The sequence below is a fragment of the Leisingera sp. ABD4_442 genome, assembly GCF_056160905.1.
In genome coordinates, this window is record NZ_JBSWYB010000005.1 from 160,813 (window position 1) to 179,486 (window position 18,674).

The 18,674-nt window shown below is 64.7% G+C and carries 18 protein-coding genes; 9 read left to right on the forward strand and 9 right to left on the reverse strand.

Annotation, left to right across the window (positions count from 1 at the left end; genetic code table 11):
• Positions 1–33 precede the first annotated feature (33 nt).
• The 3 genes from ACXAHG_RS06605 to ACXAHG_RS06615 all read right to left on the reverse strand — a co-directional run bounded on the left by ACXAHG_RS06605 (position 34) and on the right by ACXAHG_RS06615 (position 3,771).
• A complete protein-coding gene (locus tag ACXAHG_RS06605) occupies positions 34–2,064 on the reverse strand; it encodes an acetate--CoA ligase family protein (protein WP_475040059.1) in 2,031 nt (676 codons plus the stop codon).
• A 243-nt stretch (positions 2,065–2,307) separates the two neighbouring features.
• Entirely contained in the window at positions 2,308–2,604 is a 297-nt protein-coding gene (locus ACXAHG_RS06610; protein ID WP_475040060.1) for an Rdx family protein, read from the reverse strand.
• 3 nt (positions 2,605–2,607) lie between these two features.
• Entirely contained in the window at positions 2,608–3,771 is a 1,164-nt protein-coding gene (locus ACXAHG_RS06615) for an acyl-CoA dehydrogenase family protein (protein WP_475040061.1), read from the reverse strand.
• Positions 3,772–3,851: 80 nt separating this feature from the next.
• On the opposite strand from ACXAHG_RS06615, the gene ACXAHG_RS06620 reads away from it, so the two are divergent.
• Entirely contained in the window at positions 3,852–4,793 is a 942-nt protein-coding gene (locus ACXAHG_RS06620; RefSeq protein ID WP_475056478.1) for a GlxA family transcriptional regulator, read from the forward strand.
• Here ACXAHG_RS06620 and ACXAHG_RS06625 read toward each other — a convergent pair.
• Entirely contained in the window at positions 4,790–5,980 is a 1,191-nt protein-coding gene (locus ACXAHG_RS06625; RefSeq protein ID WP_475056479.1) for a hypothetical protein, read from the reverse strand. The genes ACXAHG_RS06620 and ACXAHG_RS06625 overlap by 4 nt on opposite strands.
• An 83-nt stretch (positions 5,981–6,063) precedes the next feature.
• Positions 6,064–6,486 carry a VOC family protein gene (locus ACXAHG_RS06630; protein WP_475056481.1) on the reverse strand — a complete coding sequence of 141 codons (423 nt, stop codon included), beginning with the start codon at positions 6,484–6,486 and terminating at the stop codon, positions 6,064–6,066.
• 142 nt (positions 6,487–6,628) lie between these two features.
• Between ACXAHG_RS06630 and ade the strand changes: the two genes are divergently transcribed.
• From ade to msrA, 8 genes are all read left to right on the forward strand, one after another.
• Positions 6,629–8,431, forward strand: a complete 1,803-nt coding sequence (gene ade / locus ACXAHG_RS06635) for an adenine deaminase (RefSeq protein WP_475056483.1) — start codon at positions 6,629–6,631, stop codon at positions 8,429–8,431.
• Positions 8,428–9,894: an AMP nucleosidase gene (locus ACXAHG_RS06640; protein ID WP_475040066.1), complete on the forward strand. Its 1,467-nt coding sequence runs from the start codon at positions 8,428–8,430 to the stop codon at positions 9,892–9,894. The genes ade and ACXAHG_RS06640 overlap by 4 nt, the downstream gene beginning before the upstream one ends.
• A 139-nt stretch (positions 9,895–10,033) precedes the next feature.
• Positions 10,034–10,321 carry an HU family DNA-binding protein gene (locus ACXAHG_RS06645; RefSeq protein ID WP_008553440.1) on the forward strand — a complete coding sequence of 96 codons (288 nt, stop codon included), beginning with the start codon at positions 10,034–10,036 and terminating at the stop codon, positions 10,319–10,321.
• Positions 10,322–10,484: 163 nt separating this feature from the next.
• Positions 10,485–11,108 (forward strand): LysE family transporter, encoded by a 624-nt coding sequence (locus tag ACXAHG_RS06650; RefSeq protein WP_475056485.1) that lies wholly within the window; start codon positions 10,485–10,487, stop codon positions 11,106–11,108.
• Between the two features lie 71 nt (positions 11,109–11,179).
• Entirely contained in the window at positions 11,180–12,085 is a 906-nt protein-coding gene (locus tag ACXAHG_RS06655) for a DMT family transporter (protein ID WP_475040068.1), read from the forward strand.
• Between the two features lie 109 nt (positions 12,086–12,194).
• Positions 12,195–12,758, forward strand: coding sequence for a DUF4202 domain-containing protein (locus ACXAHG_RS06660; RefSeq protein ID WP_475056486.1), 564 nt, complete (start codon positions 12,195–12,197; stop codon positions 12,756–12,758).
• A gap of 115 nt (positions 12,759–12,873) precedes the next feature.
• Positions 12,874–13,323: a peptide-methionine (R)-S-oxide reductase MsrB gene (msrB, locus tag ACXAHG_RS06665; RefSeq protein ID WP_475040070.1), complete on the forward strand. Its 450-nt coding sequence runs from the start codon at positions 12,874–12,876 to the stop codon at positions 13,321–13,323.
• Complete coding sequence (gene msrA / locus ACXAHG_RS06670) at positions 13,320–13,835, forward strand: peptide-methionine (S)-S-oxide reductase MsrA (RefSeq protein ID WP_475056487.1); 516 nt, start codon at positions 13,320–13,322, stop codon at positions 13,833–13,835. Before msrB ends, msrA begins: the two co-directional genes overlap by 4 nt.
• Before the next feature lie 149 nt (positions 13,836–13,984).
• Here the strand turns inward: msrA and ACXAHG_RS06675 are convergent, their stop codons facing one another.
• The 4 genes from ACXAHG_RS06675 to mtgA form a co-directional block, all read right to left on the reverse strand.
• Positions 13,985–15,991 (reverse strand): hydantoinase/oxoprolinase N-terminal domain-containing protein, encoded by a 2,007-nt coding sequence (locus tag ACXAHG_RS06675; protein ID WP_475056489.1) that lies wholly within the window; start codon positions 15,989–15,991, stop codon positions 13,985–13,987.
• A gap of 72 nt (positions 15,992–16,063) precedes the next feature.
• On the reverse strand, positions 16,064–17,107 hold the full coding sequence (queG, locus tag ACXAHG_RS06680; protein ID WP_475056491.1) for a tRNA epoxyqueuosine(34) reductase QueG: 1,044 nt from the start codon (positions 17,105–17,107) through the stop codon (positions 16,064–16,066).
• 69 nt (positions 17,108–17,176) lie between these two features.
• Positions 17,177–17,842, reverse strand: a complete 666-nt coding sequence (fzlA, locus tag ACXAHG_RS06685; RefSeq protein ID WP_019297524.1) for an FtsZ-binding protein FzlA — start codon at positions 17,840–17,842, stop codon at positions 17,177–17,179.
• Between the two features lie 66 nt (positions 17,843–17,908).
• The gene (gene mtgA / locus ACXAHG_RS06690; RefSeq protein ID WP_475056493.1) at positions 17,909–18,646 is read right to left on the reverse strand and encodes a monofunctional biosynthetic peptidoglycan transglycosylase; all 738 of its coding nucleotides are present in this window, start codon (positions 18,644–18,646) and stop codon (positions 17,909–17,911) included.
• Positions 18,647–18,674: the final 28 nt, after the last annotated feature.

The window sequence follows — 18,674 nt, forward strand, 5'->3', positions numbered from 1 at the left end:
TCTGCCATGCCGTACCATTTCCGGGCTGAAGCCCTAGTATTTCCTGCGCATCAGCGCATCCGCTGCCACCGCATCCGAAGGTGTGCACAAAAGCGGGTTGATCTCGATCTCCTCCAGCCCCAGTGCGTTTTCCATCACATAGGCCTCAACCGCCCGGATGGCGCGCAGGATCGCCTCGCGGTCTGCCGAAGGCGCGCCGCGGTAGCCGTCCAGCAGCTTGGAAACCCGAAGCGAATTCATTGCCGCCTCAACCTCCGAATCCGAAGCCGGCAGCAGGAAAGAGGCACTGTCCTCCATCAGCTCAGTCAAGGTGCCGCCCGCCGCCAGCGTCATGACAAAGCCATGCGCCGGATCCTTGACCACGCCAATCAGCAGTTCTGCCACCGTGCCGGTGACCATCTCCTCCACCAGGAAACGCTGCGCAGGCATGTTGAAGGCGGCGTCGCTGACTTCCTGGCCGGAATTCAGGTTCAGCGCCACTGCCCCCGCCTCGGTCTTATGCGCAACGCCTTCGCCCTTCAGCACCACCGGGAAGCCGACGTCCACCGCCACCGCGCGGGCGTTGGTGGCAGAAGCCGCCCGTTTGGAGCGCGGAGTGCGCAGCCCATAGCTCGCTAGCTGCCACTTGGCTTCGGCTTCCGGCACCAGATCGGGCTCTACAACCGGGGTCGGCAGCAGCAAAGGCGCAGGCCCGTCCGGCAACGGCATGCTGGCCGCCTCGCAAGCGGCAATCGCTTCGCTAAGGCCGCAGAAGGGCACCACGCCCGCATCCATCAGCCGGGCCGCCACGTCCTCCGGCAGCAGTTCCGGCAAGGTTGCCACCAGGCCAACATTGGCGCCGGTGGCCTGATGCGCACCGATCGCGGCCTGAATGGCGCATTCCCAGTCCGACGCATCACAGCGGTCATCGCGCGGGAAATCCACGATCAGCATTGTCATCGCCAGCTGCGGATCCATCATCGCGGCAAACGCCTTGGTCATCGCCTCGGTGTCGCGCCAGATATAGGTGTGGTAGTCGAGCGGATTGGCCAGCGCCACCATCGGGCCGAGTGCCGCGCGCAGATCCGTTTTCTGGCGGTCATTCAAAGGCGGGAACTCCACCTTCCGTGCATGGCCGGTGTCCGCCGCCAGGCTTGCCTCCCCGCCGGAGCAGCTGATGGTTGCGATGCTGTTCGAGGGCAGCCGCCCCGCCGCATGCAGCAGCTTCAGCGTCTCCAGGAAGGAGGGCAGGTCATCCAGACGCGGAATGCCAAGACGTGAGAGCAAAGCCCCAGCCCCCGCGTCACCGCCCGCAAGCGAAGCGGTATGAGAAACAGTTGCGGCCTGGGCCTCAGCCGATTTGCCGACCTTCAGCGCGATGACCGGCTTGCCCAGTTCGCGCGCCCGCGCGGCCAAAGCCTCAAAGGCGCGCAGATCGCCAAAGCCCTCGATGTGCAGGCCCAGCGCGGTGACACGGTCATCTTCCAGCAGCGCCTCGCCAATTGCGGCAATGCCGGATTGCGCCTGATTGCCGGCAGTGACCACATAGGCCAGCGGCAGGCCGCGTTTCTGCATGGTCAGGTTGATGGCGATGTTGGAGCTTTGGGTGACCAGCGCCACGCCTTTCTCGGCCCGCTGTCCGCCATGCTGATCCGGCCACAGAAGCGCGCCATCCAGGTAGTTGATGAAGCCATAGCAGTTAGGGCCAAGGAAGGGCATTTCACCCGCCGCTTCCAGCAGCTGCGCCTGCAGACCGGCGCCTTCTGCGTCCTCGGCAGCAGCCTCCAGGAACCCCGAGGCAAAGCACACTGCCCCGCCAGCACCGCGCGCCGACAGCGCTCGCACCACCTCGATCGTGGCAAAGCGGTTCACCCCGATGAACGCCGCATCAGGTGCCTCCGGCAGGCTGTCCACGTCCTTGAAGGCAGGCAGGCCTGCGACCTCCTCGGCCTTGGGGTGGACGGGCCGGATGGTGCCCTCGAACCCCATCTTCTGGCATTGCTCGATTACCTGGCGGCACCATGCGCCGCCGCCGATCACAGCAATGGTTTTAGGACGGAAAAGGCGGGAAAGGTCGCGTGTCATTTTCTGGCGGTTCCGCTGGTTGAGAGTTCGGGAGCCTCCGGCGGGGATATTTTGAGCCAGAAGAAAGGTAGGGTTTCATTAACCAGAATCGGCAACGCTGATTGCGCGGTACAGGCGGGGACGCCGATGACCGCGCCAGGAGAAGGCCCCCGGTTGCGGCGTTGCCCTCCGGGGGCTGGATCTGGTTTCATTCTTCTTCTGGCCTTCAAATATCCTCGCCGAAGGCGAAAGAACTGCTGGGTTTCAAGGTGCCGGCCGGTCGAGATGGCCCAGATCCCGGTCCGGGTCAATCCGGTCTCGCACGCGGGTCTTCAGCTCTTTCACATCCGGAAAGCCGCCGTCCCGTTTGCGTTCCCAGACCAGCTCCTCGTCAACATGGATCTCAAAGATCCCGCCCAAATCTCCGGGAACCAGTGTCACTCCTCCCAGCTGGTCCTGGAAGGTCTGCAGCAGCTCCTGCGCCATCCAGCCCGCCCGCAGCAGCCAGTTGCAGCCGGTGCAGTAGGTAATGGTAACAACTGGTTTCCCGGGTTGGGTCATGGATCAGCCTCCGACGGCGCGCAGCATCTCGCGGCTGATGATGTGCCGCTGGATTTCACTGGTGCCTTCCCAGATACGCTCGACCCGCGCGTCGCGCCAGATGCGTTCCAGCGGCAGCTCATCCATCAGGCCCATGCCGCCGTGAACCTGGATCGCCTCATCGGCGACAAAGGCCAGCATCTCGGTCGCCTTCAGCTTGGCCATCGACATATCGCTCTCGGTGACGGTGCCCTGGTCGAATTTCCAGCCGGCTTCCCAGGTCAAGAGGTTCGCTGCCTTCAGCTCCAACGCCATGTCGGCGAGTTTAAAGGAAATGCCCTGGAACTTGCCGATCTGCTGACCGAACTGCTTGCGCTCGGCGGCGTATTCGATCGAGTGCTGCAGCGCCCGTTCGGCGCGGCCCAGGCAAGTCGCGGCCACTTGCAGCCGGGTGGCGCCCAGCCATGTGTTGGCCACCTCAAACCCCTTGTCGACCTCCCCCAGAATGGCCGAGGACGGCAGGCGGCAGTCGTCGAATTCCAGCACCGCATTGGTATAGCCGCGGTGGCTGACGTTGCCGTAGCCGTCGCGCACCTCGAAACCGGGCGTACCCTTGTCGACGAAAAAGGCGGTGATCTTTTTCTTCGGCCCGCGCGGGGTGTCCTCAACCCCGGTGGCCATGAAGCAGATGGCAAAATCGGCGATATCGGCGTGGCTGATGAAATGCTTGGTGCCGTTCAGGATCCAGTCGTCACCGTCCTGGCGCGCGGTTGCCTTCATGCCGCGCAGGTCCGATCCCGCATCCGGCTCTGTCATCGCCAGGCAGTCCCATTTCTCGCCCTTCATGCACGGCACGAGGTACTTCTCTTTCTGCTCCTCGGTGCCCGCCAGCAGGATGTTCGACGGCCGCGCCACGCCGGTCCAGTGCAGCGCATAGTTGGCGCGGCCCAGTTCCTTTTCATACATCAGCCAGGTCAGGGTATCGAGACCGGCGCCGCCGACTTCCTCTGGCATGTTGGCGGCATAAAGCCCGGCTTCCATCGCCTTCTTCTGCACATCGCGGATCACGTCCATGTCCAGGTGGCCGGTGCGCTCGATCTCCGCCTCATGCGGATAGAGCTCCTTTTCCACAAAGGCGCGGGTGGTCTCCACGATCATCGATTGTTCTTCGGTCATCCCGAACTGCATGGCGGTCTTCCTTCGGCAAATCTGTTGCGGATCAGATTACGCCGCTTGCACGCGTTCATCATGCAAGGTTAGAAATAATCATGCGAAGTTGGACAAAAGATGCCGCTGCGGCGCAGCAATTGGATGTGCTGCTGTTTGATGCCTTTTCCGCCCATTGCCTGGCCAACACGGTGGAGCCGCTTCGCGCAGCCAATACCTTCTCGGGCCGTCAGGTTTACGCCTGGCGGTTCCTGACGCTGGACGGCGGGCCTGCGGTGTCGTCCTCAGGGATGGAGGTGCGGGCGCATGGAAAACTGGGTGATTGCAGCGGCGATCTGCTGATTGCGATACCGTCTTATGACTTCCTGCGCCATGCTACCGTGGCCACTGCCCGGGCGCTGAAATCGGCTTCGCACCGCTACAGGGTGCTGGCGGGTTTTGATACCGGCGCCTGGCTGCTGGCGCAGGCCGGTCTGCTGGACGGACGGCGCGCCACCATCCACTGGGAGGAACTGGACCGCTTTACTGAGGCTTTCCCAGAGGTTCAGGCAGAGCGCGCCCGTCAGGTCCGGGACGGCGACCGCATCACCTGCACCGGCGCGCTCGCCGCTTTTGACACCATGATGGAGCTGATCGGAGACCAGCATGGCGCCGCGCTGCGGCTGGAGGTTGCCACGCTGTTCATGGCGCCTGAGGCAACCGAAACCCAGGACCCGATCCTGGTGCGCGGCAAATCGGTTGCCCGCGCGGTTGCGGTGATGCAGGCCAATCTGGAAACGCCCCTGCCCATCGCTGCCGTGGCCAGAAAGGCAGGCCGCAGCCAGAAGGACTTGGAGGCGCGGATGAAGGCGGAGCTGGGGGCGACACCGCAAGCGGTCTACCGGCGGCTGCGGCTGATACAGGCCAGAAAGCTCGTGTTAGAGACTGTTTTGAGCGTTTCCGAAATTGCCCTGCGCTGCGGCTACGACGACCCAAGCGCGCTGACCCGGGCCTTCAAGGAAGAGTTCGGGACCACCCCGCGCAGCTTGCGCAGCACCGGTTAGGCCTGCTTGGCCGCCATCCACTGGTTCAGCCGCCACAACCCCCAGGCCAACGGAATCGCGGCCAGACCGCCGATCACATAGGCCAGCGGCTCATCTGCGAAGGATTCGAACATCTGGGTATAGGCGTGGATCGCGGCAAAGGTCAGCGCCGCATTGAACAGCCCGCGCTGGTGCCGCTGCGCCGCCCAGAAGATCACCGCCGCCAGCACGGCTGCCCAAAGCACGGAATAGACGTTTTCGGAGATGAACAGCGCGCTGTCGCGGAAGGCATCGCGCGCGGCGGCATAGGCCTCCCAGTCCTGGTAACCATCGCTGTAGCGGCCCGGCCCCCAGACGGTTTCACCCACCACGTCCCCCCACAAGGAGCCGACCAGCGCACACAGGTTTGCGACCACAAACCCCAGGATCGCCAGAACGCGCAGGTGCCGGGCATCGCGCTCCGCCAGCCGGGACGCGCCCCAGACGCAAAGCACGATCAGCAGCACCATCTGCAGGATCGTCAGCGTCGATTCCGGCGAATAGAACACATAGGCCGCGTGAAAATAGCTGGTGCCGGTCTCCAGCATCTGGGCAAAGGGCGCAATTGCCAGCGCGGTGACAAACCGCACGTCCACCTGCCAGCCGGTCAGGGCCAGCGCCGCGGCATAATACAGCAACGCCAGGTTACGCAACGGCGAGCCGATTTCATACTGTTGCAGCAGCAGTTCGATCCCCGCCAGATGCATCGCCAGCCCCATCAGCAGGATCGCCCCCAGCACAAAGCCCGCAGACCAGGCCCCGTGCCGCCAGCGCCAGGTGCAGATCAGCGCCACCAGCGCCCCTGCGGGCAGCATCACCCAGCCGGCGATGTCCTCGTATTTGTCCACCAGCTCAATCCCGGCACCGCCCATCAGCATGCCCGCGCCGATCAGGGTGGCGGAATTGCCGAACATCCGCAGCGTCTCGCCGCCGCGCGCCAGCACCGCCAGACCACCGCCCAGCATCAATACGCCTGTCACCGCCACCGCCAGGGGGTCGGCCAGCCAGAAAATGAAGCCTGCCGTTGCCGCGATGATGCCGAAACACAGGATTGCATTCACCGCCAGCGAGACCATCACCTCGCGCGAACGCACCTCGATGGCGCGGGCCTGATCCGGGGTCAGCACACCCTCCTCGACCAGGGCGGTTGTATCGGCAATGGCGTGCATCAGCGGTCCCTCGCGGCATCCAAATAGTTCCGCCTAGCATGGACCGGCCTTGGGCGGGGGGAAAGGGGAGGAATTCCCAGCCCTTACCCCTTGGGCCGGCTCGGCACCCAGGCATAGCCGTTTTCACACAGGATATAGGCCTCGCGCAGGCCATGCGGCTTGTCCGCGGGCGCCTGCAGAATGGTGAAACCCGCGGCATCCGCCCGCGCCACAGCCGCATCCGGGTCAATGTCATAGAGCCGGATCTCAATCCCAGCCCCGCGCGGCGGGTTTTCCGGCAGCAGCCCCAGCAGCGGATTTTCCGCATAGGTGCCGTCGCTGTGCAGCTGAAACACCTGATCGCCATAGGTGACAATGGCAAAATCCTTGCTCACCTGATGGCCCTTCATGACAAAAACAGTCTCTAGAAAGGCAATTTCTGCCGGCACATTACGCACCAGCAGATTGATCCCGATCCCGCGCAGGGAACGGCCGAAACTGTCGGCATCTGTTTTTTCGTAATCCATACAGGCCAGTGTTGCCCCGTTGCGGCCCGGCGGCAATGCCAAACACGTCAGTCTTCGGCGCCTTTCCACCGCCCGCATGAAGCTTTGATGGCAAAGCCAGCAATCCGCTTGCCTTCCCGCCCGCAATCGGAACAATTGGATTATGTCAGAAAACATTTTTCCGAGCTGGCCCGACTCCGCCCCGCAATTGATCGAAGTAGCAGCCGGCCGCGCGCCCGCTGACACGGTGATCCGGCAGGGCATCTGGGTCAACGTCCACACCCGAGAGCAGCTGCCGGGCCATGATATTGCGATCAAGGCGGGCCGCATCGCCTATGTCGGGCCGGATGCCTCCTATTGCACCGGGCCGGACACGCAAATCATCGAGGCGGGCGGCCGCTATATGATCCCGGGGCTGTGCGATGCCCACATGCATATTGAGAGCGGCATGCTGACGCCCGCGGAATTCGCCCGCGCGGTGATCCCGCATGGCACTACGTCGATGTTCACCGACCCGCATGAGATCGCCAATGTGCTGGGCCTGGACGGCGTGCGCTACATGCATGACGAGGCACTGATGCAGCCCGTGAACATCTTCACCCAAATGCCCAGCTGCGCGCCCTCGGCGCCGGGGCTGGAGACCACGGGCCATGAAATCACCCCCGAAGATGTGGCAGAGGCGATGAACTGGCCCGGCATCATTGGCCTCGGTGAAATGATGAACTTCCCCGGCGTCGCCAATGCCGACCCCAAGATGCTGGCCGAAATCGCCGCCACCCAGCGCGCAGGCAAGACGGTGGGCGGCCATTATGCTTCCCCCGACCTCGGCCCCGATTTCGCAGCCTATGTGGCCGGCGGCCCGGCCGATGACCACGAAGGCACCTGCGAGGCCGATGCCATTGCCCGGGTGCGCCAGGGGATGCGGTCGATGATGCGGCTCGGCTCTGCCTGGTATGACGTCGAAAGCCAGATCACCGCCGTCACCGAGAAAGGGCTGGACCCGCGCAACTTCATCCTCTGCACCGATGACTGCCACTCCGGCACGCTGGTCAACGACGGCCATATGAACCGGGTGGTGCGCCACGCCATTGCCTGTGGCTGCGATCCCGTGGTGGCACTGCAGATGGCGACCATCAACACCGCCACCCATTTCGGGCTGGAGCGCGAGATCGGCTCCATCACCCCGGGCCGCCGGGCTGATGTGATCCTGACTTCGGACCTCACCGAACTGCCCATTGAAGTGGTGATCGCCCGCGGGCAGATCGTGGCAGAATCAGGCTCTATCAAGGTCGATTGCCCGCACTATGACTGGCCCGCCAGCGCCCGCGGCACCGTGCATCTGGGCCATGAACTGACATCTCAGGACTTTGAACTCACTGCGCCCCAAGGCGCCAATGCGGTGACTGCAAATGTGATCGGCGTGGTCGAAAACCAGGCTCCGACCAAGGCGCTGCAGGCAGAGCTGCCTGTGGTGGATGGCCTGGTCGAGGGCAGCGGCGACGTCTGCCAGATCGCGCTGGTGGAACGCCACCGCGCCACCGGCGGCGTCACCAACGCCTTTGTCTCCGGCTTCGGCTACAGCAGCAAGATGGCGATGGCCTCCACCGTGGCGCATGACAGCCACCATATGATCGTGGTCGGCACCGACCGCGAACAGATGGCGCTGGCCGCCAACCGGCTGGCGCAGGTGGGCGGCGGCGTCACCATTTACAGGGACGGGCAGGAACTGGCGCTGATCGAACTGCCGATCGCCGGGCTGATGTCCGACAGCCCTGCAACCGAGGTCGCCGCCAAGGCACAGGTGATGGTGGAGGCGATGCAGGCCTGCGGCTGCACCCTGAACAACGCCTATATGCAGCACTCGCTGCTGGCGCTGGTGGTGATCCCGGAACTGAGGATCTCCGACCTTGGCCTTGTCGACGTGCGCACATTCCAGAAAATCCCGGTAATCGAGCCTGCCCAATGATAACAACAAAACATCCCGGCCATCCGCCGGACGAAAGCTTCAATGACGCCACCGAGGCAGTAGACCGGCTGAATCTGCTCTACAAACAGGCCACCGGCTTCATCTGCGAGGAATTCACCCGCGCTATGGCCGACGGCGCGCCGGACAACCAGCGCATCCGTGCCTATTACCCGGAGATCCGCTTTTCCACCCTGACCTTTGCCCAGGTGGACAGCCGCCTCAGCTTTGGCCATGTCTCCGCGCCCGGCACCTATGCCACCACGGTGACACGGCCGGACCTGTTCCGCAATTACCTGATCCAGCAGATCACCCTCTTGATCCGCAACCACGGCCAGCCGGTGACCATCGGCGTCTCGGACACTCCGATCCCGGTGCATTTCGCGGTCGCCTCCCGGCCCGACCTCACGGTGCCGCAGGACGGTGCGGCGGGGTTCACCCTGCGCGACGTGTTTGACGTGCCGGATCTGTCGACCACCAATGACGACATCGTCAACGGCACCTATCAGCCGCCCAACGGCACCGGACCGCTGGCGCTGTTCACCGCCCAGCGCATCGACTATTCGCTGGCCCGGCTCAGCCATTACACCGCCACCAGCCCGGAGCATTTCCAGAACCACGTTCTGTTCACCAACTACCAGTTCTATGTGGCCGAGTTCGAAGCCTATGCCCGCGCCCAGCTGGCCGATCCGGACAGCGGCTATACCAGTTTTGTCAGCACCGGCGATCACGAAATCACCGACGCCGCGGCAAAGATCCCGGAAAACGGCAAACTGCCGCAGATGCCCACCTACCATCTCAAACGCAAGGACGGCGGCGGCATCACCCTGGTCAACATCGGCGTCGGCCCCTCCAACGCCAAGACCGCCACCGACCACATCGCGGTGCTGCGCCCGCACGCCTGGCTGATGGTCGGCCATTGCGCCGGCCTCAGGAACACCCAGGCGCTGGGGGATTTTGTCCTCGCCCATGGCTACCTCCGCGAGGACCACGTGCTGGACGACGACCTGCCGGTCTGGACTCCGATCCCGGCTCTGGCGGAGATCCAGGTGGCACTGGAGGAGGCCGTGGCAGAGATTACCGAATACGAAGGCTACGACCTCAAGCGGATCATGCGCACCGGCACCGTCGCCACTATCGACAACCGCAATTGGGAACTGCGCGACCAGTCCGGCCCGGTGCAGCGCCTGTCCCAGTCCCGCGCCATCGCGCTGGACATGGAAAGCGCCACCATCGCCGCCAACGGCTACCGCTTCCGGGTGCCCTACGGCACGCTGCTGTGTGTGTCCGACAAACCGCTGCATGGTGAGCTGAAGCTGCCGGGCATGGCGTCGGACTTTTACCGCACCCAGGTTGCGCGGCACCTGCAAATCGGCATAAGAGCTATGGAACGCCTGCGCGGTATGCCTTTGGAGCGGTTGCACAGCCGGAAACTGCGTTCGTTCGACGAAACAGCCTTCCTTTAAGGGCGAAAATCGCAGATTTCCCCGAAAAAATGCCTGTTTTACTGCCTCCAGCGCACACAAGAAGTTGTGTTGTCCCACAACATAACGATAATGTCGCGCAATGAGGCCCCACAGTTCGGGCAGTTTAAGGAGACGAAGAATGTCCAAACCGATGACCAAAACCCAGCTTGTTGCCGCTCTGGCAGAGGAAATGGGCAGCGACAAGAAAACCGCTGGCTCCGCGCTGGAAGCAGTCTGCTCGCTGATCACCCGCGAAGTGTCGGGCGGCGGTGCCGTGACTCTGCCGGGCGTCGGCAAGATCTACTGCCGCGAGCGCCCCGAGCGCGAAGTGCGCAACCCGGCCACCGGCGAGAAGTTCACCAAAGAAGCCGACAAGGTGGTCAAGATGACCATCGCCAAAGCGCTGAAAGACAGCGTCAACGGCTGATACCGGATCACATGCCGGATGGTTTCAGGGCTGCCCCGCCGGGCGGCCCTTTTCTTTTGCCGCAGCAGTCCCAGCTGACAGTTCGCCCGCCAGCGCATCGTTCCTGATTGCAAAGCCCCACCCAGAGGCGCACGCTGCTGCCAAAGCGCAAGGGAGCCGAGCCATGGAAAACGTCAATCTGATCCTGATCCTGGGTGCCGCGCTGCTGGCCGGCGTCAGCCCCGGCCCCGCCACCCTGACCATCGCCGGCACCTCCATGCAGCGCGGCCGTGCTGCCGGGCTGGCGCTGGCAGCCGGGGTCAGCACCGGCTCCTTGATCTGGTCGGTCTCCGCCGCCTTCGGCCTCGGTGCCGTGATGCTGGCCAACGCCTGGATGTTCGAGACGGTCCGCTATTTCGGTGCGGCCTACCTGATGTATCTCGCCATCCGCTCCGCCCGCTCTGCCCTCCGGCCCGGCACGCCGGACCTGCGCCCCTCGTCTGCCGCCTCGCTGCGTGCGGCCTTTGCCAAGGGGCTGGCGCTGCATCTGACCAACCCCAAGGCGATCCTGTTCTTCGGCTCTGTCTATGCCATCGGCATCCCCCCCGGCACCGAACCCTCGGTGCTGCTGGTGGTGATCGGCGCCATCGCGGTGCAAAGCACGTTGATCTTCCACGGCTACGCGATCCTGTTCTCCAGCGCCGCCGCCAGCCGCCTGTACCTGCGCCTGCGCCGCGGTTTTGAGGCCGTCTTTGCCGCCGCCTTCGGCGCTGCCAGCTGGCAGATTCTGGTGGCCCGGCTGGGCTGACCACCAGCATCAGCCCGCTTGCACTCCCCCGCCAATTCCCCGAAGCTCCGCCGCAGCAGGAGGAATTCACGATGGACGCACGCGCAATTGCCATGGGGCTGGCCTTTGCCCTGATGTGGTCCTCCGCCTTCACCTCGGCCCGGATCATCGTGCAGGATGCCTCGCCGCTGTTCTCGCTGGCGGTGCGCTTCCTGATCTCCGGCCTGATCGGCGTCGCCATTGCCCGCGCCATGGGCCAGACCTGGCGGCTGACCCCCGGCCAATGGCGCGCCACGGTGATCTTCGGCATCTGCCAGAACGCGCTTTACCTCGGCCTGAACTTTGTCGCCATGCAATGGATCGAGGCGTCCCTGGCCGCCATCATCGCCTCCACCATGCCGCTCCTGGTGGCGCTGGCGGGCTGGATGCTGTTTGGCGAGCGGCTGCGGCCGTTGGGTTACGCCGGGCTGGCCGCAGGCATCCTGGGTGTGGCGCTGATCATGGGCACCCGCCTCAGCGCCGGCGTCGATATGCTGGGCGTTGGTCTCTGCGTCATTGGCGTCCTCGCCCTCACCACCGCAACGCTTGCCCTGCGCGGCGCCACCTCGGGCGGCAATTTCATGATGGTGGTCGGGCTGCAGATGCTGGTCGGCTCCGCCATCCTGTTCATCGCCGCGCCGCTGACCGAGGACATCTTTGTCACCCCCACCTGGCGCCTGGCCGCGGCTTTCACCTATACCACCATCGTGCCGGGACTGATGGCCACCTTCATCTGGGTTCTGCTGCTGAACCGCATCGGCGCGGTGCGCGCCGCCACCTTCCACTTCCTGAACCCAGTGTTCGGCGTCGCCGTCGCCAGTGTGCTGCTGGGTGAGAAACTCGGCCCCCTCGACCTGCTCGGCGTGGCCATCGTCACCGCTGGCATCCTGGCCGTGCAACTGGCGCGGCAACCCGCCCCGCCGCCAGCAGAGCCCTCCCGCGCGGCAAAACCGGGCTGACGCCCGTTCCTGCCCCTTGGGCCCGGCACGCCTGACGGCGTGCAGGCCCGTTGCAACCCGCAGCCCTTCAAGCGTAACCTGTTTCAAAGACTTAGCAGGAGGACGCGGCATGAGCGCGCAACTGACCCAGGTGCTGGAGGCGATCGACGCCGCCAATGCCCAGGACCCCACCTTGGAAGACGGCCAGCCTGCCGCGCTGCTCTATGGCCAGCGGATGAGCGCAGAACAGGCCCGCCTGTTCCCGGACGCAGCCGAGGTGCTGCAGATCACCGCCCGCGGCCAGCATGTGGAACGCTGGAAACTGGAGCGCAGCGCCTTCCCCGAAGGCCGGGCCGGCTATCTCGCCTGGCGCAAGGCCGAGGCAGAGCACCACGCCGAAGTGGTCACCGCCCTGATGCAGGACGCAGGCTATGGCGCCGATGACGTGGACGCCGCCGCAAAGATGCTGCGCAAAGAAGGCATCAAGCGCGATGATCAGGTGCAGGCGCTGGAAGACATCATCTGCTTTGTCTTCCTGAAATGGTACTTTGCCCCCTTCGCCGCCAAACACCCTGCAGACAAGGTGCAGCGCATCGTCGAAAAAACCGCCCGCAAGATGTCGGCAGAGGCCCGCGCCCGGGTGCTGAGCGAATTCGAACTGCCGGCGGAACTGGCCGGCGCCTTCGCCGCCTGAAGGCACACCCGGCGTTCCTCAGCACACGGCTTTGCGAGCCGCCTGTAACAGGGCTTTGCATTTGACCATCCAGACCCCATGTTCTGCAGCAAACGCGAACAGGCGGGAGGACACCATGACCAAATACTTCAAAAACCCGGACGCCATTGCCGCGCTGTCGGAGGAAGAGTTCTATGTGACCCAGAACGCGGGCACCGAACGGCCGGGCACCGGCAAGCTGCTGAACAACAAGGAGCCGGGCATCTATGTCGATATCGTCTCGGGCGAGCCGCTGTTTGCCTCCTCCGACAAATACGAGAGCGGCTGCGGCTGGCCCAGCTTCACCAAACCTATTGAGGCCGCGCATATCCAGGAACTGGAGGACCGCACCCTCGGCATGATCCGCACAGAGGTCCGCTCCACCCATGGCGACAGCCACCTGGGCCATGTCTTCCCGGACGGGCCGATGGACCGCGGCGGCCTGCGCTACTGCATCAACTCCGCCTCCCTGCGGTTCGTGCATCTGGACGACATGGAGGCCGAGGGCTATGGCGCCTATATCAACCAAGTGGAGGTCGTGAAATGAGCACCACCGAACGCGCCGTCCTGGCAGGCGGCTGTTTCTGGGGCATGCAGGAACTGATCCGCAAACGCCCCGGCGTCATCAGCACCCGCGTCGGATACACCGGCGGCGATGTCCCGAATGCCACCTACAAGAACCACGGCACCCATGCCGAGGGGATCGAGATCATCTTCGACCCCGCCGTCACCTCCTTCCGGGAACAGCTGGAGTTCTTCTTCCAGATCCACGACCCGACCACGCTGAACCGCCAGGGCAATGACCTGGGGATGAGCTACCGTTCCGCGATCTACTACGCGGATGAGAACCAGAAACAGGTGGCGCTCGACACCATCGCCGACGTCAACGCCTCCGGCCTCTGGCCCGGCAAGGTGGTGACAGAGGTTGAGCCGGTGGGCGACTTCTGGGAGGCCGAGCCTGAGCATCAGGACTATCTGCAGCGGCTGCCCAATGGCTACACCTGTCATTTTGCGCGCCCCGACTGGGTGCTGCCCAAGCGCAACGCAGCCGCTGAATAGGCTCTAACAATACGCTTTCAGCCCCGCCGCACCCCGGCGGGGCTTTTCATATGCCGGATCCACAGCAACCATCCGTGCTTCTTCTGGCTGAAAATAACTCCGCCGGAGGCTGCGGGTTTTCCCCGAAAACCCGCTCAGTGAAACCGGCGCTAGGCGTGCGCCACCCGCGGCCTCCCGCTGGCTTCCACCGTCAGAGTGCCCTCGACAAAGACCTCACGCGATTCCACCTGCGCGGTGCGGATATCCCGCTCCACATGCACGTGAATATCCTCGGCGCCGGCATCCTCCGCCGCGCTGCGGGCCTCGCCTGCCAGCGCCGCCTCCAGCGCCGTCAACGCGTCGCCGGACTCCGGGTAATCCACTGGCCCGCTCTCCAAATGCACCCGGTACTTACCCTCTGCTGGCGACGTCACGGTGCCGCTGCGCCGCATGGTGACACGCCCCACCACAGCACCGATGGCATTCGCCACGCCGGCATGTTCCGGCAGGATCATATTGCAATGCAGCCGCTCCCCCACCGCCGGGTAATAGCTGGGGGCAGAGGCGCCCAGCCCCACCACATCCACATTCAGCGCCGCATCCAGCGCCAGCAGGCCGCGGTGCTTTGCCAGCCCGCGCTGCATCAGAACATGCCGCGCCAGCTGATCCGCAGGCAGACCGAAATCTTCGGCTTCCTCGGCAAAAGCAGACTCTAACAAGGTCAATGCGGTCTGTTCTGTCAGCTGATCAATGATCATTTGCGCCAATGCCTCCGCGTCCTTGGCCACCATGTCGCCGCTGCCCACCCGGCGCCGTGCAAACAGAGTCAGCGCCTTCTCTGCCGCCTCCCGGTCCCAGGCCTCCACCCGGCCCAGCACATGGCTGGCATCCGAGGGCGTCACGCCGGAAACCTGCACCAGCCCGCGGTCCACCAGCCGGCCTAAGGAGCCATGCTCCATCCGGGTGCGCAAGATCTGCCCCAGGGGATGCACCTGCATCCCGATCCGCGCCAGCAGCCCGGCCTCGCGTTCGCTCAGCCCCGCCACCGGCACTCCCGGCACCGCCCGCACAAAGCGCCCGTCAAACTCGCCCACGGTGGGATTGCGCAGCTGTTCATCCAGCGCCGCATGCACCACCTCCGGCGCGTCAGCGGCAATCAGCGAAACCGGCACCACCCGCCGCGGCCCCAGGGTCAGCCCGCCCGACAGCCCGCTGGTGTTCAGATGCACCTGGCTGTCACCGCCCAGGCCCGTAGTCCGCATCGCCACCGCCTCCACCATGGTGCGGAAGGCCCCGACCCGCGCGCCCGCCGGATCAATCGCCGGCTTACCATCCTTGATCAACGCCACATCCGTCGTGGTGCCGCCAATGTCGCTGACCAGCGCATGGTCCGCCCCGGTCATCCAGCGCGCGCCGACGATAGAGGCTGCGGGGCCGGACAGGATGGTCTCGATCGGCCGCTCGCGCGCCTGCTCGCCGCTCATCAGCGCGCCGTCGCCGCGCACCACCATCATCGGCGCCTCGATCCCCAGATCGCGCAGCGTATCCTGCGCCCGCCCGATCAGCTGGTCGATCATGCCGATAAGGCGGGCATTCAGCACCGCCGTCACCGCCCGCTTGGGCCCGTTCAGCTTGGCCGACAGCTGATGCGAGCAGGTGGCCGGCGCGCCGGTCAGCTCGTGGATGATCCGCGCCGCTTCCACCTCATGCGCCGGATTGCGGGTGGCAAAAACACTGGCCACGGCAAAGCCGGTCACCCCCTGCCCTTCGGTGCGCAGGAACATCTCCAGCGCCTCCGTGTCCAGGGGCGCCGCCTCGCTGCCCGCATGGGTGTGGCCGCCCCCGATCACCAGCGCCGGATCGCCCTTCAGCGCGTCCCGCAGCCCGTGCCGGTCCAGATCGTCCTCTTTAAAGCCGATATAGATCAGCGCCACCCGGCCGCCCTGGCCCTCGACCAGCGCATTGGTGGCCAAAGTGGTGGACAGCGCCGCCAGCGACACCTCCTGCGGCTGCACCCCGGACTGCTCCAGCACCGCCCGGATCGCGCCGCCGACGCCGATTGCCAGATCCTGGCGCGTGGTCAGCGACTTGGCTGAGGCGATCACCTCCTTCTCGTCGCGGATCAGCACCGCATCCGTGTAGGTTCCGCCCGTGTCCACTCCCAGCAGCAACGCCATGCCCAGCCCCTTCTAATTCTGTTCGCCGGACCGGGTGTAACGCCTATTTGCGGCCCGTCCATCCTGTTTGCGTCACGAAAGCCGTTGAACCGCCCAAGCCGCCGCATCCGCCACCGCCGGGTCCGGATCCTCCGCCAGCCCGCGCGCCACTTCGCGCAGCTCCACCAAGCCGGAATTGCCAATCGCATACAGCACATTGCGCACAAAGCGGTCGCGCCCGATGCGTTTAATCGGCGAGCCGGAGAACATCGCCCGGAACGCCGCATCATCCAGCACCGCCAGCTCCGCCAGCCGCGGCGCCTTCAGCTCCTCGCGCGCGGCATAGCGCATGTCGCTCGCCGCCACTGCAAACTTGTTCCAGGGACAGGCCGCCAGGCAATCGTCGCAGCCATAGATCCGGTTGCCCAGCTTGCCGCGCAGTTCCTCTTCCACAGGGCCTTTATGCTCAATGGTCAGGTAGGAAATGCAGCGCCGCGCATCGACCTGGTAGGGCGCGGGGAAAGCATCGGTCGGACAGCTGTCCAGACAGGCCCGGCAGGACCCGCAACGGTCCGGCTCGGCTTCATCCGCGGGCAGCTCCAGCGTGGTGAAAACAGAGCCTAAAAAGGCCCAATTGCCCCAATCCCGGCTCACCAGATTGCTGTGCTTGCCCTGCCAGCCCAACCCAGCCGCCTGACCCAATGCCTTCTCCGGCACCGGTGCGGTGTCGACAAAAACCTTGACCTCACAGTCCTCCCCGGCCTCCGCAATCAGCCAGCGCGCCAGCCGTTTCAGCCGTTTCTTGACCAGATCGTGATAATCCTTGTTACGGGCATAGACCGACACCGCGCCGCGATCCGCCTGCCCCACCACCGCCATCGGGTCCTCTTCCGGCGTATAGCTCTCGGCCAGCATGATCACTGAGCGCGCCTCCGGCCACAGCTCAGCCGGGTCGCCGCGCCAATGGATCCGTTCCGCCATCCAGCCCATCTGCCCGTGATACCCGGCCTCAAGAAAGGCCTGCAGCCGCCCGGGCACCTGCGGCACATCCCACGGGCGGCAGATCCGGCAGGAGACAAACCCCTCCGCCAGCGCCTGCGCCACCAGTTTATCCTTGATGCCGGCTCGCTCTTTCATCTTGCCAAAAATACTCCGGGGGAGCGGCCCGCAGGGCCGCGGGGGCAGCGCCCCCTAACCCCGTTGATATCAGAAATCCAGGTCGGTGTAATGCGGCGGCGGCCGGAACCCCGGCACCTGATCGGCCAAGATCGACCGGAAGGCAGGCCGCGACTTGATCTTGGCATACCAGTCCTTGACCACAGCCGAGCGGTTCCAGTCCACATCCGAGATATAGTCCAGCGAAGACAGATGCGCGGCGGCAGCAAAATCCGCCAGCGTCATCATGTCCCCGGCCAGCCAGCGCCGGTGATCCAGCAGCCAGGCCATGTAATCCAGATGGTACTTGATCGCCTTGGCACCGGCCTTGACATTGCGGCTGTCCGGGTAGCCCTCGCCGGTAATCTTCTTGTTCACCCGCTCATACAGCAGCTTTGACGTGACCTCATGGTGGAACTTGTCGTCAAACCAGCTCACCAGGCGGCGCACCTCATAGCGGCCCTCGGCATCCTTGGGCATCAGCGGCGGCTCGGGCCGGGTCTCCTCCAGATATTCGCAGATCGCCGCGCTTTCGGCCATCATCTGCCCGTCCAGTCGGATCACCGGCACCTTGGCGGCCGGGTTGCGGCGCAGAAAATCCGGATCCTGCTCCCAATAGCGCTCCTCGACCAGCTCAACCTCGATCTTCTTCTCTGCCAGCGACAACCGCACCTTGCGGCAATAGGGGGACAGGGGAACGTGGTACAGGCGCGCCATGGCTACAGGGGGTCTCCAGAAAACTTACAACGGTTGTTTCAGCAATGCCTTGGGCGGGCGGAAGATTCAATCCTCGAAACAATCCGCCCGCCCGTCTGCGCGAATGGTGGCCGCCCCGTCCTGGATCTGCCGCGCCCTCCGCTGCACAAAGCTTGACGGTTTGCGGGCCGACCGCTCCTTGGGGTTGGGCAGCACCGCGGCAATCAGCGCCGCCTGGCGGGCGCTCAGATCCTCCGGGCCAACCCCGAAATATTTACGCGCCGCCGCTTCGGCGCCAAAGACGCCCTCATCCATTTCGGCCACGTTCAAATAGACTTCCAGGATGCGCCGCTTGCTCCAGACGATCTCCACCACCGGAGTCAGCAGCGTTTCCAGCACCTTGCGCGGCCAGCTGCGGCCCTGCCACAGGAACACGTTCTTCACCACCTGCTGCGAGATGGTGGAGCCGCCGCGGCTGCCGCCGGCCTCGATTGCCGCCTGAATGGCACGGGCATCAAACCCCCAATGGCGGCAGAACTGCGCATCCTCCGCCGCCACCACAGAGCGCGCCAGCACCGGCGCGGTTTCCTCCAGCGGCACCCACATCCGGTCCACTTCGCCCAGGCGGCGCTGCTCGGCCCAGATGGTATGGGTGATCGGCGGGTTCACCAACGAATAGAGCAGGATCAGAAACAGGAACACCGCAGCAACGCCCAGCGCCCCCCGCAAAACCCAGCGCCGCAGCCAGCGCAGCGGCTGGATCTTCAGCCTGGCCGCTTTCCTGCTGCTCTTGGATTTCTTCTTTTTTGCAACTGCCTTTGCCATGCCTCTCTATAGGCCAGCATGCACCCGG

Excerpts from the sequence above, each read along its gene's own strand:
- ACXAHG_RS06605 (WP_475040059.1), bottom strand. The coding sequence starts at position 2,064 with ATGACACGCGACCTTTCCCGCCTTTTCCGTCCTAAAACCATTGCTGTG.
- ACXAHG_RS06610 (WP_475040060.1), bottom strand. The coding sequence starts at position 2,604 with ATGACCCAACCCGGGAAACCAGTTGTTACCATTACCTACTGCACCGGC.
- ACXAHG_RS06615 (WP_475040061.1), bottom strand. The coding sequence starts at position 3,771 with ATGCAGTTCGGGATGACCGAAGAACAATCGATGATCGTGGAGACCACC.
- ACXAHG_RS06620 (WP_475056478.1), top strand. The coding sequence starts at position 3,852 with ATGCGAAGTTGGACAAAAGATGCCGCTGCGGCGCAGCAATTGGATGTG.
- ACXAHG_RS06625 (WP_475056479.1), bottom strand. The coding sequence starts at position 5,980 with ATGCACGCCATTGCCGATACAACCGCCCTGGTCGAGGAGGGTGTGCTG.
- ACXAHG_RS06630 (WP_475056481.1), bottom strand. The coding sequence starts at position 6,486 with ATGGATTACGAAAAAACAGATGCCGACAGTTTCGGCCGTTCCCTGCGC.
- ade (WP_475056483.1), top strand. The coding sequence starts at position 6,629 with ATGTCAGAAAACATTTTTCCGAGCTGGCCCGACTCCGCCCCGCAATTG.
- ACXAHG_RS06640 (WP_475040066.1), top strand. The coding sequence starts at position 8,428 with ATGATAACAACAAAACATCCCGGCCATCCGCCGGACGAAAGCTTCAAT.
- ACXAHG_RS06645 (WP_008553440.1), top strand. The coding sequence starts at position 10,034 with ATGTCCAAACCGATGACCAAAACCCAGCTTGTTGCCGCTCTGGCAGAG.
- ACXAHG_RS06650 (WP_475056485.1), top strand. The coding sequence starts at position 10,485 with ATGGAAAACGTCAATCTGATCCTGATCCTGGGTGCCGCGCTGCTGGCC.
- ACXAHG_RS06655 (WP_475040068.1), top strand. The coding sequence starts at position 11,180 with ATGGACGCACGCGCAATTGCCATGGGGCTGGCCTTTGCCCTGATGTGG.
- ACXAHG_RS06660 (WP_475056486.1), top strand. The coding sequence starts at position 12,195 with ATGAGCGCGCAACTGACCCAGGTGCTGGAGGCGATCGACGCCGCCAAT.
- msrB (WP_475040070.1), top strand. The coding sequence starts at position 12,874 with ATGACCAAATACTTCAAAAACCCGGACGCCATTGCCGCGCTGTCGGAG.
- msrA (WP_475056487.1), top strand. The coding sequence starts at position 13,320 with ATGAGCACCACCGAACGCGCCGTCCTGGCAGGCGGCTGTTTCTGGGGC.
- ACXAHG_RS06675 (WP_475056489.1), bottom strand. The coding sequence starts at position 15,991 with ATGGCGTTGCTGCTGGGAGTGGACACGGGCGGAACCTACACGGATGCG.
- queG (WP_475056491.1), bottom strand. The coding sequence starts at position 17,107 with ATGAAAGAGCGAGCCGGCATCAAGGATAAACTGGTGGCGCAGGCGCTG.
- fzlA (WP_019297524.1), bottom strand. The coding sequence starts at position 17,842 with ATGGCGCGCCTGTACCACGTTCCCCTGTCCCCCTATTGCCGCAAGGTG.
- mtgA (WP_475056493.1), bottom strand. The coding sequence starts at position 18,646 with ATGGCAAAGGCAGTTGCAAAAAAGAAGAAATCCAAGAGCAGCAGGAAA.